Origin of the sequence: Pseudomonas psychrophila HA-4 (genome assembly GCF_000282975.1) — a bacterium.
Taxonomy (GTDB): domain Bacteria; phylum Pseudomonadota; class Gammaproteobacteria; order Pseudomonadales; family Pseudomonadaceae; genus Aquipseudomonas; species Aquipseudomonas psychrophila_A.
In genome coordinates this window covers 1-13393 of record NZ_ALJC01000111.1, presented here as the reverse complement: position 1 = coordinate 13393, position 13393 = coordinate 1, and the positions used below count along the sequence as shown (strand labels likewise).

General features: G+C 56.2%; 16 protein-coding genes and 1 pseudogene. 4 read left to right on the top strand and 13 right to left on the bottom strand.

Annotation, left to right across the window (positions count from 1 at the left end):
* Positions 1-890: 890 nt before the first annotated feature.
* The gene (locus tag B347_RS0118445) at positions 891-1241 is read left to right on the top strand and encodes a DUF6124 family protein (RefSeq protein ID WP_019411176.1); all 351 of its coding nucleotides are present in this window, start codon (positions 891-893) and stop codon (positions 1239-1241) included.
* A 36-nt stretch (positions 1242-1277) separates the two neighbouring features.
* Here B347_RS0118445 and B347_RS0118440 read toward each other — a convergent pair whose 3' ends face one another.
* The 12 genes and pseudogenes from B347_RS0118440 to B347_RS0118390 all read right to left on the bottom strand — a co-directional run bounded on the left by B347_RS0118440 (position 1278) and on the right by B347_RS0118390 (position 7556).
* Positions 1278-1739 (bottom strand): phage virion morphogenesis protein, encoded by a 462-nt coding sequence (locus B347_RS0118440; RefSeq protein ID WP_019411175.1) that lies wholly within the window; start codon positions 1737-1739, stop codon positions 1278-1280.
* On the bottom strand, positions 1729-2211 hold the full coding sequence (locus tag B347_RS0118435) for a phage tail protein (RefSeq protein ID WP_019411174.1): 483 nt from the start codon (positions 2209-2211) through the stop codon (positions 1729-1731). The genes B347_RS0118440 and B347_RS0118435 overlap by 11 nt, the downstream gene beginning before the upstream one ends.
* Positions 2208-2393: pseudogene (gene lysC, locus B347_RS26970) on the bottom strand (Rz1-like lysis system protein LysC); the annotation flags it as partial. The gene B347_RS0118435 and the pseudogene lysC, both read right to left, overlap by 4 nt.
* Positions 2308-2751: an Rz-like lysis system protein LysB gene (lysB, locus tag B347_RS0118430; protein ID WP_019411173.1), complete on the bottom strand. Its 444-nt coding sequence runs from the start codon at positions 2749-2751 to the stop codon at positions 2308-2310. The gene lysB and the pseudogene lysC, both read right to left, overlap by 86 nt.
* Positions 2748-2954, bottom strand: coding sequence for a hypothetical protein (locus tag B347_RS0118425; protein ID WP_019411172.1), 207 nt, complete (start codon positions 2952-2954; stop codon positions 2748-2750). Before B347_RS0118425 ends, lysB begins: the two co-directional genes overlap by 4 nt.
* On the bottom strand, positions 2951-3793 hold the full coding sequence (locus B347_RS0118420) for an N-acetylmuramidase domain-containing protein (protein WP_019411171.1): 843 nt from the start codon (positions 3791-3793) through the stop codon (positions 2951-2953). Before B347_RS0118420 ends, B347_RS0118425 begins: the two co-directional genes overlap by 4 nt.
* Positions 3790-4104 (bottom strand): phage holin, lambda family, encoded by a 315-nt coding sequence (locus B347_RS0118415; protein WP_019411170.1) that lies wholly within the window; start codon positions 4102-4104, stop codon positions 3790-3792. The genes B347_RS0118420 and B347_RS0118415 overlap by 4 nt, the downstream gene beginning before the upstream one ends.
* A 30-nt stretch (positions 4105-4134) precedes the next feature.
* Positions 4135-4347, bottom strand: a complete 213-nt coding sequence (locus B347_RS0118410; RefSeq protein ID WP_019411169.1) for a tail protein X — start codon at positions 4345-4347, stop codon at positions 4135-4137.
* Positions 4347-4808, bottom strand: a complete 462-nt coding sequence (locus B347_RS0118405; protein ID WP_019411168.1) for a head completion/stabilization protein — start codon at positions 4806-4808, stop codon at positions 4347-4349. Before B347_RS0118405 ends, B347_RS0118410 begins: the two co-directional genes overlap by 1 nt.
* A gap of 121 nt (positions 4809-4929) precedes the next feature.
* On the bottom strand, positions 4930-5634 hold the full coding sequence (gene gpM / locus B347_RS0118400; protein WP_019411167.1) for a phage terminase small subunit: 705 nt from the start codon (positions 5632-5634) through the stop codon (positions 4930-4932).
* 3 nt (positions 5635-5637) lie between these two features.
* Positions 5638-6690, bottom strand: coding sequence for a phage major capsid protein, P2 family (locus B347_RS0118395; protein WP_019411166.1), 1053 nt, complete (start codon positions 6688-6690; stop codon positions 5638-5640).
* A gap of 32 nt (positions 6691-6722) precedes the next feature.
* Positions 6723-7556 (bottom strand): GPO family capsid scaffolding protein, encoded by an 834-nt coding sequence (locus B347_RS0118390; RefSeq protein WP_019411165.1) that lies wholly within the window; start codon positions 7554-7556, stop codon positions 6723-6725.
* Positions 7557-7722: 166 nt separating this feature from the next.
* Between B347_RS0118390 and B347_RS0118385 the strand changes: the two genes are divergently transcribed.
* From B347_RS0118385 to B347_RS0118375, 3 genes are read left to right on the top strand one after another with little or no spacing between them, the layout of a single operon-like run.
* The gene (locus B347_RS0118385; protein WP_019411164.1) at positions 7723-9483 is read left to right on the top strand and encodes a terminase ATPase subunit family protein; all 1761 of its coding nucleotides are present in this window, start codon (positions 7723-7725) and stop codon (positions 9481-9483) included.
* Complete coding sequence (locus tag B347_RS0118380) at positions 9480-10484, top strand: phage portal protein (RefSeq protein WP_019411163.1); 1005 nt, start codon at positions 9480-9482, stop codon at positions 10482-10484. The genes B347_RS0118385 and B347_RS0118380 overlap by 4 nt, the downstream gene beginning before the upstream one ends.
* Entirely contained in the window at positions 10481-11275 is a 795-nt protein-coding gene (locus B347_RS0118375; protein WP_019411162.1) for a DNA adenine methylase, read from the top strand. Before B347_RS0118380 ends, B347_RS0118375 begins: the two co-directional genes overlap by 4 nt.
* Positions 11276-11351: 76 nt before the next feature.
* Here the strand turns inward: B347_RS0118375 and B347_RS25175 are convergent, their stop codons facing one another.
* Complete coding sequence (locus B347_RS25175) at positions 11352-12464, bottom strand: RelA/SpoT domain-containing protein (protein WP_019411161.1); 1113 nt, start codon at positions 12462-12464, stop codon at positions 11352-11354.
* Positions 12465-13393 lie beyond the last annotated feature (929 nt).

Genomic DNA, 13393 nt, shown 5'->3' with positions numbered 1-13393 from the left:
TTCGAATCTCTCCTTCACCGCCACATTAAGTAAACACAAACCCCTGATTTTCCTAGAGAAAGTCGGGGGTTTGTGGTTTCTGGCGTGTGGAAAAAGGGCGATATGGGAACATCCACAAGAGTCCGCAATCCACGGTTATGGTTTTTGCAGATGACTCGAAAGTATCCTTCGCGCAAACGCCACAGGCTTTCTAAGGGGTCGATACCACCACGTGAAAATCAGGCAGGCTTGTTATTCACGTGAACTTCAATTTGTCGTATCAACCAACACATTCCAGACGCAGTCAGCGCGTTCATTTGCCATATACCTTCCCTCTGATAAATCACTGACTAAACAATTTAGTCAGCTGTTTTGTAGCGAACATTTAGATTTATTACTGTGGAGTCGGGCCACCGTTAGGTGGATGGCATCGCGTCGCTGTGGTCTCAAAGCAGTGATTTGTACCGAGCCCGGCCCAGATCCAAATCACGCAAGAACGCTTCGGATCATCAGGTGATGTCTCTTCATCTGGTTTGTGGGGCATTGGGCTGTGACGTAAGCGCAGTCTACGGACACAAAATCAGGCAATTCGTACGACGTTTCCCTTCCTATCTCGCGAAACTTCCTAGAAAATCCCGCGCGCTTGCGTTGGTCTACATCGGCCTCTAGTCTCGGCCTACTGCTGCAAAATCAGCGGTCGGGTTTAGTAGCTCGGTTTAGTACACGGCGCAAAACGCCACCTTCGCAGAGGCGTTTTTTTCGGCCTCCGTTTTATGGTGGCCGTGCGCAGGGCACCCTTGTGGTGCGCCGGGTTTTCCGTGTACTCCGGTCTACTAACCTGCGCATGGCTGCCACCCATTCGTTTAGTAGCGAAAGGTGACAGCTCCTTGAGTAAATACGGAGTTGTACCCATGAAAAAGATTGTTCCCGATCCCCCCGCTTTACCCCTGCAAGATGCTGCTCAGTGCAATTCACTGTCGCTTGACCGTGCCGCCACGGATCGTGCGCTCGATTACTACCTGCAAAGTCATTTACCTGCTCGCCCTATGAGCACGGTGCTGTATGCCATCTCGGACAGTGTCAATTTAGAAGCGGCTTTGGCCCAAGCGTCAGACTTGTTGCGCTGCGCGGGTGCTTCGGCGAGTGAGGTGGGGAATGGCTTAAACGGGCAGCAGCGCGATCTGGTGCTGTCGGTGGCGCATTTGGTCGAGTTGGCCAAGGCGTATGTCGATAAGTCGCTGGACGGTATGGCGACGCACTAAGCAGCACGCGCTTGCTTGGCGACAGGCGCGTCATTTCTATGCTTGCAGCAGTTGTTTTAAGAGCCCATCACGAATTACGTCGATCTCCTCCTGCGTTAACCCCAATACTTCCCGCTGTTTATACCGAACCATTGGGGCATTGGCCTCGGCACGGTCTTTCAACCCGTATTGATGCACCCGCGCGATCCGCGCCACTCGCCCGGTAAACCCGACGGTGATGGATTGGCCGTCACCTTTGGCATTGAGGTAACGGGCCTTTGGCATTTTTTGGAACAATTTGGCCTGTCGCTTAATGCGCCCTGTTTTTGCGCGCAGTTCTCTGGGCTTACGTGCCGCAAACGGGCTGCCGTCCGGGTTACGCTGCTGTTTAACCCGCTGTTGTTGGCTGCGGCGCAGTTGTTGGGCCAAGGTACGGGTTAGTTTGCTGCGGGCGGCGGGTTGCAGTTGTTGTAGCAGCACGCTGGCCCAGTCTTCCAGTGCGTCGAGGTCATTGGCCATTGGGCACGGTCCATTCGCCGTCGAGCCCTAGGTTGCCGGGGCGCCATGCGGGGTCCAGGTAGTCAGCCACCCGTTGCGGTTCGCCGGGGTGTTTGAGGGTGGTGTTGCCGTCTGCGTCTCGCCCCACGACCACGCGTTCGGTCAGCGGCAGGCGAATGCTTAAATCCACTTTGCTGTTGTCCAGTATGTCGGCCTCAAATTTGATGCCTTGGGCGGATTTGTCGAGGTTTTCGAGCAGTTCGGATTGGTTGACGCTGAGCCAGCCGAGCAGCGGCAGCATGACGCTGTCGGGGTGGCCCGCGTAGTCGGTGAGGATGAGTTGTAGGTCAAAGCTGTATTCAAATGACAGGCTGGCGGCAGCGGTGCAGCGCACTTTGCCGTTGTCGATAAAGATCAATAGCCGGTCGGGGTTGTGTTTGAGTTCGCCGACGGTGCTCAGCAAGTGAGCGCGCAGGTGGTCGGGCTTGTTCATGGCGTGGCCTGCTGTTGGTTAATGATCATGTCGACTTGTGCCGCGCATTGCGCCCAGGCAGCTTCTATTCGCTCTTGGTCGGTGAGCAGTTCGCCGTTACTGCTCGGCCCGGTCGCGGGCAGTTGGCAGGGCACCACGGCCGGACAACCATTGACGATAAGCGTCGGCGCCGGTGAGGGCGGGACGGTCGCGCAACCGACGAGCAACATCAGGCAAAGGCTGGGCAGCCCAATCACGTAAGGACGAGTTTTCAATTTTGAGTCCCTCTATCTGTTGTTCGCGCCGGGCCAGCCCTTGGCGCAGTTGGTCGTGTAGGCTGCGAAGTTGGCTTTGTGCGGCACGCTCCTGATTCAGGGCGTCACGCAGGGTGGTGGCGTTGGCCTGATGGCGGGCGGCATTTTCACGGGCTGTTTGGGTGTTTTTTTGCGCGAGCGCCGTGGCCTGTTTGGCGACGGCGATACGCTGCTGCTGGCCCCAGATAAACAACGCCAATGCGCCGAGCAGGGCAAGCCCGTACAGCGTCTGGCGCAAGGTGCTCACGCGCGGTACCAGCCCAATTGGTTCATGCTGGCCACATCCAGGTGTTCGACCGGGCCACGAATAATGATGACCCGAGCATCGGGTTGTACATGCCGCAGGGCGTCTATCAGGTCGTGCATGTCTTCGGTTTCGGTGGTGTAGGGCACCACCAGCAGGTCGCCGTCTTGCACGCGCAGCGCGCAGATTTCGTCGAGGTCGATCATGCCGACACCGCCGAACCGCAACCGCAGTTAGCATGCCGTTCAAACGCCCGTTGCAACTTGATGTCGTACAGGTTGCGTTGGTAATTGGGGCCGTTGTAACGCTTGGCGAACTCGGCCCATTTGCGAGCTTTGAGAGCTTTGTGCAGCAGCGGATCGGTGTGGATAAAACGCACAAAGGCGTCGAATTGCTGCGATTCGTCGGCGCTCATGGCAGCGACAAAGGCTTGCACGTTGGCATAGCTCAGGCGTTGCCAGTGAAAACCCATGATCTGGAACGCGCCCCATGAGGCGGACTCAAGGGCTGCGTTGTCGTCGATCAGGCGTGCGTGGCTCAAACGTTGGTGTTCGGCGCTGCCGCCGGCATAACCGCCGGGTTTGGGGTTGACGATGGCCGGGTTGAGGGTCGCCAGTTCATCGGCAAACTGTTGCAGGTGGGCCACGTCGTCGCTTGCATGGCGAGGGGTGGCCAACTGGCGGTGCATGATGTGCCGTTCGAACAGGATCACCGGCTTGCCGTTATCGAGAAAGCCCTTGCCGTTAGCTTCCACTTCGTTGACCGCGTAGACACTGGCCAGCGGTACGTCGAGACGTTGGGCGGCGTTGATCAGGTCATGATTTTTCAGCAGTTGCCGGCAATCATTGCCGGCCAGATTGGCGAGGGTGGCGCTGTTGGCGATGCCATCGGCTACAAGCCCCGCTTTGAGCTGGTAGTCGCGCACTTGTGCTTCGGTAGCGTCGCCGTAGTCGCCGTCGGTATTAAGCTTGGCGCCGTGTTGGTTGAGGCTTTTTTGCAGGCTGCGGACCGCGTGAGAGCGGTCGCCGTGGCGTAGAGGGTTCATGGTTGTTCTGCCTTGTGAATGAAGAGTTTTTTGGCCGCCGCGCGGGTGCCTTCCACGCCCAGTAGGCCGATGACACCGCCAAAAAAGGGCGCGGTGGTGAGGGGGACGCCGATCAAGGCCAAGCCGTGGCTGGCGGTCAGGGCCAAGGCGCCACACAGCGGTGCTTCTATGAGTACGCGGCGCAGGGTGCCGCCGCCGTACATCACTCGCAGGGCGGCGATGAACAAGGCCAAAGCGCCTGCGTAGAGCGTTGGCCAGTGTTGTTCAAGCCAGGTGGCGAACCAGGCCCAGGTGTCAGGACGTTCAGGCATGCGATGCACCTCGTTGTTCAGGCGACGGGGTCAGTCCCATAGGTTGACCCTGTGCCGTTGCGGGGCTGCGGGTTGGGCTTCGGGCAGGTTGATGAGGGTGCCGTGAGGCACAAACGGGCCGTGTTCGGCCAAACCGGGGTTGGCTACCAACACGGCCTCGGTCACGCCCGCTGTGCGCCCGTAATGACGCCAACACAGGGCGTCGACGGTGTCGTTTTGTTGGGCGTAAACCGGGGTAGTCATCAGATCAACTCCACGGTGCTGCGGTTGAGGCCCAGAAAGTCGCGCACTGCCCAGCGCAGGTCGCGGCGGTAGTCGTCGACGGTTGGGGTAAGGTCTTCGGCGTTGTTGTTGCCAGCCTTGGTGCTGTCGTAGCTGCGGTAGCGTTCGCAGACTTCGGCGCCGGTCGCGGCTTCAATCGCCCGGCGGTACAGGTGCACCAGCACCGATACGTTTTGCACCTGCTCGGCAGGCACATCGGTGAGTGTGCTGTAGCCTGCGAGCTGTTGCTGGGTGCGCCAGTCTTTGAGTTCGCGATTAAGGTTTATGGCGGCGGTAATGGTCGCGGTTTCCAGCCGGGCCGGGGTGACGCTGGCGTCGATGCGCAGGGTGGCGCGCAAGGCGTCCAGGTCGATGGAGGGCCAGAAGGGGTCGGTGTTGATATGGCCGCTGGGTGTGCTGCCGCTGGCTACAAATCCGCTCATGCGCAAGCTCTGTTATAGGTCGCCGGTGGTCGGGGCGTTACGGTTCAGGTTTGCTAAGCACTCTGGCCGTTCAGCCCCGAGCCGGCGGGGTGCGTGGGGACGCTCGGTTAGCCGCAGCCGCTCAATCGGCGGGTGCGGTGTGTTTTTTCAGCAGGCGTTCGGCGCCTTCCAAATCCTTTTTTCCGCCGCAGCCGTCGTGCAGCACAATCGCGCGTTTGAGCAGGTCTATACCGGCCTCAAGCTGGCCCGCTTGGCCGCGTGTGTCCGCCGTAATGCCGACCTGCGTGGCGCGCCCGGTGGCCAGGTAGAGCTTGGCGCGGGCCTGATCGGGCATGTCTTGGTCTTCGGTCATGTCGAGGGTGCGATACAGCACGCCGATGTCGAAGCTGTTGTCGCCAGCCTTTTGTGCCCTGAGGGCTGCGGTGGCGACTTCTTCGGCGACGAGGCAGCCGGTCGTGCGTTCGAAGCGATCCGGCATCACCAGTTTGTGTTTGAGCACGTAGGCCGCGAGATCCAGTGCCCCCGAGTAATCGCCTGCGTCGATACGCCAGACCATCACGGTGGTCATGACGTCGTCCTGGGCGCCGTTGCCAGCGGCCAGTACGCCTTCGACGTAGGGGATGTAGTCGGGCAGCAGCTGCAGTTTTAGCGCGGCCTTGCCTTCGTTGGACTGGATGGACTTGAGGCGCAGCCGGTCTTGCAGCAACTGGTTGAGTTGATGCTCGTAAGCGGTGGCGCCGGCCATTGACTGCCGGGGCGCAGTTTTGGCCGATTCCATGGCTGCACGGGCGCGGCGCTGGTGGGCTTGGGCAAGGCTAAGGGCCATGGTTTAAGCCTCGTTTTGTGGTTCTGGTTCAGGGGCAGGTTCGGGCTCAACGGTGTCGACTGGGGTGATGTTTTCGAGCAGACAACCCAGACCGTATTCCTCAACCACGTAGGCTTCATTCGACGATTCGAAGTTGCTGACGCGGTTCCACTCGGGTTCTTCTTTGAGGTAGCGGCGGCGGGCCGCTATTTGCCAGTACACCGACAGGTTGGCGAAGGTGGTGATGAGGATGGTGCCCTCGGGGATGTACGGCACTTCGTACAGCGGCAGCCCGCCGACACGGCGTTGCGAGATGATCAGGTCGCTGGCCAAGGTGTTGGTGGCGTCTTGTTCTTTGTTGACCAGGGCCAGGAATTTGTCGTGCACCAGCTCGCGCCCGGTGAGCACCACAAGCCCCGGATTGCGGCGATACCACGGGTCAAGCAATTGGATGGCGTCATACACCAGGGCGTCGATATTTTTGAAGTCGCCGTGCTTGCCAATGGTGATCATGCCGGCGTTCGCGCCTTCTTTGAGTACGCGGTCGGGCGCATGCAGGCGGTATTGCTCAAGCCAGCCGATGTTGACGTCTTCTAGCAGCGGGTTGGCCTCACGGTCGGTTTGCTCGGCGGCCGAGGTGCCATAAAACCCGATTTGGATGCGGTCAAGGGCTTGGCGCTGGGCGATGGCGTTGGACAAGCGGGTCTGGAAGTCGGGGAATTTGGCCCAGGCATCGAGCTGGCGGTAGCTGACAAAGGTGTCGAAGTCAGTCTGCTCGGCTTTGTATTTGTCGCTGGACAGGCTGCCGATGCTGCGAGGTTCACGCTTTTTGAGCGCGGTGTTGGTGCGGCTGGCCACGGTGCCACCGACCCCAAGGCCGACTTTTTCACCCTCTTGTTCGTCGACGCCGATGAGGTTGATTTTGGTCAGGAACTCGCTCGACTCCTGAATCTTGGTTTCCAGCCGCTGCTGAATGGTTGGGTCAACGTTGAAGGTGGCGTTGGCTGAGTCTACGTTGTTGAGCTTGGCGACTTGGTTGAGGTAGCCGGTGTAGAGCTTGCGTGTGTCGTTGCGCATGGGTGTCTCCGAGAGTGGGGTGGGCCGCTGGGTCAGAATTCAGCCAGGGCTTGGTTGCCACTGCCGGTGACCGGCGGGCGTTGGGTTTGTGTGTGGTCGTGGGTGTTGCCGAGCGTGGTTTTTAGCGCTGTCAGGTCGGCGCTCAGCTGCTGTACGTGGCTGTGCAGTTCGGTATGGGTTTGCTGGTAGGCGTTGAGCTGTTCGGCGAGGTCTCGGCCATGTTCGGCGATGGCTTCCACGGCTTGGCCGATGGCGCTGAATTCGCCGTCATCCTTGGCGTCTTTGCGTTTGAGCAGATCTTGTACCTTGCTGAACAGTTGGGCGCCGAGGCTGGGTTTTTCTTCGTATTCCTCAAATACCAACTCGGTCTCTTCGGCCACGGTGAACAGGTTGTCGGGGGACTGTTTGCGCGATTTGAGCGGGCTGGCATCGGGGTGTTGGGCGGAGAAGGCCAGCATTTCGGTGCCAAGACTGGCCGGGGTGTCGGTGACGCCCAAGCCCATCAAGTAGGCTTTTCCGGTGTCGGCGAACTTTTCGCGGATTTCGATGCTGGTGAAGATTTTCTGTTTGAGCTTATTGACCATGCTGACCAGATCGTCGGTGGGCTCGATCTGGGCAAACAGCGCGCGGACTTTTTTACCGTCGAGTTCGATGTCTTCGGCCTTGACCGCGAGGATGTCGCCGTACGCGCGAAACGGGGAGTCGGGCAAGGTGCCGCGAATGTGCTCCAGCCACACGCGGGCACCGTATTTGCTGCGGTCGTAGCTGGCGGCCATCTGGTCGATCCAGTCTCGCTCGATACGACGCCCGTCGGTGGTCGCGCCTTCGACGGCGACCCGGAACCATTTGCTGCGAAATTTTTTCATGCCGTGAGTCCTCAGTGCGGGGGCGCGTATCGGGTGCGAAGACGCGTTGCAATGAGGGGCATGTTCGGGACGCGCGCGCGTTGCGGCAACGAGGCGCCCTTGTAGGGCCGAGAGGTACAAGGGGGCGGGCTATAGAGTCGCGGGCGCGGGCTGCAGCATCGCAGCCATGACTACGACTGCCTTGTTACCGATGGATGCGCGCCGCCAATCCAAGTTTTTGTACTGGATGGGGTGGCGTATCTGCGAGATCGCCGAGGCGACGGGCGAAAAAGAGAAGACGTTGCACAGCTGGAAGACCCGCGACGAGTGGGATCGCGCCGATAACGTCGAGCGCATCGGCGGGGCGCTGGAAGCCCGGTTGGTGCAGTTGATCCTCAAGGAGGGCAAGAGCAGCGGCGACTTTAAGGAAATTGACCTGCTGCACCGCCAGCTTGAGCGGCAAGCGCGAATTGTGCGTTACCAGGAGGGCGGTACTGAAACGGACCTGAACCCCAACTTGGCCAAGCGCAACAGTGAGCCGAAGAAGAAAGCGGTCAAAAACGAGATCAGCGAAGACCAGATCGAGCTGCTGCGCGAGGCGTTTATTGATGGCTGTTTTGATTACCAGAAAGACTGGTACCGGGCGGGTAATCAACGCACGCGCGTGATTCTCAAAAGTCGGCAGATCGGGGCCACTTACTACTTTGCCCGTGAGGCGTTTCTCGATGCGCTGGACACGGGGCGTAATCAGATTTTTCTGTCGGCTTCCAAGAATCAGGCGTACCTGTTTCGGGGGTACATTCTGGCGTTTGTGCGTGAGGTGTGCGGCGTTGAGCTGACGGGGGATCCGATTGTATTGCCCAATGGTGCCGAGCTGTTTTTTCTGGGTACCAATGCCCGAACCGCTCAGGGCTACCACGGCAATTTCTACTTTGATGAGTTCTTTTGGACGTTCAAGTTTGAAGAGCTGAATAAGGTTGCTTCGGGCATGGCGCTGCACAAAAAATGGCGCAAGACCTACTTTTCGACGCCGTCCAGCATGGCCCATGAGGCGTACACCTTCTGGACGGGCGAGCGCTTTAACAAGGGCAAACCTGCCGCGCAACACACCAAGGTCGACGTGTCTCACGGGCGTCTGCAACAGGGGCGTTTTTGTGAGGATCGGTTGTGGCGGCAGATCGTCACCATTCTCGATGCGGAGCGGGGTGGTTGTGACCTGTTCGACATCGAAGAAATACGCCGCGAGTACAGCCCGGAAGCGTTTACCAACCTGCTGATGTGCGAATTCATTGACGATGGGGCCAGCATCTTTCCACTGGCCTTGCTGCAGTCGTGCATGGTCGACAGTTGGGTTGAGTGGGCCGAGGACTACAAGCCGTTTGCCGCGCGGCCCTTTGGCGACCGCCAAGTGTGGATCGGTTACGACCCCGCCGAAACCGGCGACTGTTCGGGGCTGGTGGTGTGTGCGCCGCCGCTGGTGCCGGGTGGCAAGTTCCGGGTGTTGGAGCGGCATCAGTTCCGGGGCATGGACTTCGCCGCGCAGGCAGCCTTTATCAAACGCGTGTGCGACCGCTACTGGGTGACTTACATCGGCATCGATGTCACGGGTTTGGGCAGCGGCGTGGCGCAGCTGGTGCGCCAGTTCTTTCCCAACGTGACCACGTTCAGCTACTCGCCGGAAGTCAAAACCCGTCTGGTGCTCAAGGCCTACGACGTTATCCACAGCGGTAGGCTGGAATTCGATGCTGGGTGGACTGACATGGCTCAGTCGCTGATGGCCATCCGCAAAACCGTGACCGCAGGCGGTCGCCAGTACACCTACACCGCAGGGCGCAACGACACTACCGGCCACGCCGATTTGGCCTGGGCGCTCTTTCACGCATTGCACAACGAACCGCTTGAGGGGCAGACCACTGCCAATACCGGGCGGATGGAGATTTTTGGATGAACGAATCACAGGTGGTCAACCGTGTTGATCAGTCGATACAGGTGTTCAGCTTTGGCGATCCTGCTCCGGTGCTAGGCGGCCGGGCGGTGTTTGATTATTTGGAGTGCTGGTTTAACGGGCGCTGGTACGAGCCACCGTTGTCTTTAGATGGGCTTTCACGTGCGGTGGGTTCCAGTGTGCACTTGCATTCGGGGCTGACGTTTAAGCGCAACTTGCTGAGCAAGACGTTTATCCCGCATCGGTTGTTTTCACGGGCGTCGTTTGAGCAGTTTGCGTTGGATTTTTTGAGCTTGGGCAATGGGTATGTCGAGGCTCAGCGTTCAATGTTGGGTTCGGTGATGCAGTTGAAGCCAGCGTTGGCTAAATACATGAGAGCCGGGCGGGACGGACGTTATTTTCTGGCTCAGGGCTGGCAGGAAGAACATGAGTTCGAGGCGGGCAGTGTGTTTCATCTGCGCGAAGCGGATCTGCACCAAGAGGTGTATGGGCTGCCGGAATGGATAAGCGCGTTGCAGTCGGCGTTGTTGAATGAATCGGCAACGTTGTTTCGTCGCAAGTATTACGAGAACGGCAGCCATGCGGGGTTCATTTTGTACATGACGGATCCTGCGCAGAATGAATCTGATGTGGATGCGTTGCGTAAGGCGTTAAAGGATTCAAAAGGACCGGGCAACTTTCGCAATCTGTTTGTGTATTCACCGAATGGGAAAAAGGACGGGATTCAGTTGATTCCGGTCAGTGAAGTGGCGGCCAAGGATGAGTTCAGTTCGATTAAAAATCAGACGCGGGATGATGTGTTGGCCAGCCTGCGCATACCGCCGCAGTTGATGGGTATCGTGCCGCAGAACGCGGGCGGATTTGGCTCGATCAAGGAAGCGACGCAAGTGTGGGTGATGAACGAGCTGGAACCCATTCAGGCGCGGATGACGCAGTTGAATGAGTGGGTGGGGGAGGAGGTGGTTAGGTTTAGGGCGTATGAGATGACGGGGGGCGAAGCATGAGCGCGCCCATAATCCCGTGGATGGGCGGCAAGCGCCGGTTGGCAGACCGCCTGATTGCACTGTTTCCACCGCATCAATGTTACGTCGAAGTCTTTGCTGGCGGCGCCGCGCTGTACTTCATGCGGCCCCAGGCTGCGCCGGTTGAAGTGCTTAACGACATCAACGGCGATCTGGTGACGTTGTACCGCGTGGTGCAGAACCACCTGGAAGAGTTCGTGCGCCAGTTCAAGTGGGCGCTTAGTTCTCGGCAGATTTTTGAATGGCAGAAAATGACCCGGCCAGAAACTCTGACGGATATTCAACGGGCGGCACGGTTCTTTTATCTGCAGCACCATGCCTTTGCAGGGAAGGTGAGCGGGCAGACGTTTGGCACTGCGACCACGGGGCCTGCGATTAACTTGTTAAGGATTGAAGAGAATTTGTCAGCGGCTTGGCAGCGGTTGTCGGGCACTTATGTGGAAAACTTGCCTTGGCTTGAGTGTGCAGAGCGGTATGACCGGGTGCACACGTTTCACTACATGGACCCGCCTTACTGGCAGACGGCTGGGTATGGGGTGGAGTTTGGGTTTGAGAATTATGAGCTGATGGCGGGATTTATGCGGCGGTGTAAAGGGAAGGTGATGGTCAGTATTAATGATCATCCCGATATTCGGCGGGTGTTTGAAGGGTTTCATTTTGAGACGGTGGATATTCGGTATAGCACTGCTAATCAGAGGCAAGGGAAGGGGGAGGTTAGTGGGGAATTGGTGATTATGAATTGGGTGCCGGGGGTGATGGGGATGTTGTTTTGAAGATTATTGAGCAGTGAGTTGGAGTGAGAGATAAATAATAGTTAGGCTGAGGTGGTGGGCTCAGCCTCACATATATTTACTTGTCGCGTTTTTTTTGAGTTTTCCCAATTGAACCTATTTCTGAAAGCGCTTTTCCTAAACTGGCAATTGATTTGCCAATATCCACGTCGTTCCATACGGGATCAACAAGTGTAGGTTTATTTGTGAAGCTTACTTGTTGTTTTAATAATATGTCGTCGAAACTTTTCCAGTTATGGTAGTCAGCCGCAGGTAGAGTTTGGGTCTCTTTGAGTTTTTTCAAGTTTTCTTGCATGTCTTGTATTAAAGCTTGAGATTCTTTATCTCTGTTTTTAAGGGTGTTCAATTCAGCTATAGAGCTTGAAATCTTTTCCATAGCTTGATCCCTTTCTTCGATAGCCGCTTGGCGCTCTGCGAAAGCTCTTTTGGTAGTTCGTTCGTTTTCACTTAAGACTTTTGTCAGGTTTTTAACGAAAGATCCCATTTCGTCAGCGCTGCCTGCCAATCCGTTAAATACTTGTAGAAATAATTTTACTTCTTGATTGTCTGAGTAATCTGGGTATTTAACCTTGTGGTCTATCTCGCTCCAACCTTCTTGGAATATAGTTCTTACTTGGATCTCAGCAGTTAGAATTTGTTTTTCCGGTTTGCTGCTTACTAGATAGTGAATCGATCTATAACCGAATTCATGATCTTTTACTTGTCCGCCGCGCTCTATTAACTCTGGGTGTGTGTTGTCACCTTCGCGTATGTAAATTGTGGCGGGCTCACATATGTCCCATGTGTTGCGTATTGAGTTGTCAATCACCAAGCATTCATCTTTGAATAAGTGTAGTGCTCTCACTCCTATCAAGTCGGTTGCGCAAGATAAATAGTTCTCGCTATTTATGTTTCTCCATTTCTCTTGAGGTTTATCTTCAAGGTTCTTTCGGATTATTTTTTTTAGCAGGTGCAGAGGGTTCTTTATCCTCCATCTAACAGAGTGTACGCCTTCAAAGGTTCTTATCCTGGAGGATAACTGCTCTGCAGTACTAATTAATGTAGGCTGCGCGTTGCTATAAGCTGATGCTATTGCAGATAAGTTATCCCATGTTACCCCTGAGCGAGTCCAATCTTCTTGTGAGATTTTGCTCCAGTCAAGAAACTCTATCTCTGACATGTCAAAGCTCATATTTACCTCCGTTTAAATAATTTATGGGTTGTATATGATGATTAGTGGGATTGGGTCGCTATACCCCTATGCTACCTAACTCTGCATTTTTTCTATAGTTCAGTAGATTGATATTTTCCATCGCATCATCCACATGCTGGGCCACAGAGCGTGTACTTCTTAAATGAATGCGACGACTCGGGAAGACCTCGAGCGTTGATATTCTTGAGCATCGGCGCGCGCCGTTGTCCCCCCACCTCGCCTGCGGGCTAAATAGGTCTTTTTTTCCGCAGTTCTGCACCTGGCCGACAGCGGGCTGGGCTGTGGGCTGGCTTGAGGTTTCTGGAGCGCGAAAACCCTGCGTATCCCTGCACAGAAAGTTCTTTTCAAGACGAGAGGCGGCAGTTGGGTTTGAGGGGGGAAAGTTGGCTTTAACGAGTGTTCGCGGGACCGCCACCGGAAAAAGGTAATTTAGGTATTCCGTTGACGAAAGGTGCTTGAAAGTCCCGTATTCACTGGGTTTTGAGGATTACATAGGAAAGTGATTTTAAGTGATCTAAAAAGTAATTTATCTTTAAGTTATTGATTTGTAACGACATAGTCTGCTTCGGATCTTACCTGATAAAAGAGTAATTAGATTACTTATTCATCACTTAAAAATTACCTATTCCGTATCTGCTGTAACCCTTGAATTACATACCATTCAGCCCGTTTCAGATTCAGCATTACTCAAATTACCTTTTTCCGATGGGCTTCCCCGAAAACGGCAACCACCTGCAAAGCCCCGACTCACAGGCTGCTTCGCACAAACCCATGGGAACGCCATGGGAACGCTTTTCTCCACACTGCTCCTCTACAGCCCTTATAATCCGTGGGCTTTGACGCAGAAAACTAATAGCGGGCGGTTTCGAATCTCTCCTTCACCGCCACATTAAGTAAACACAAACCCC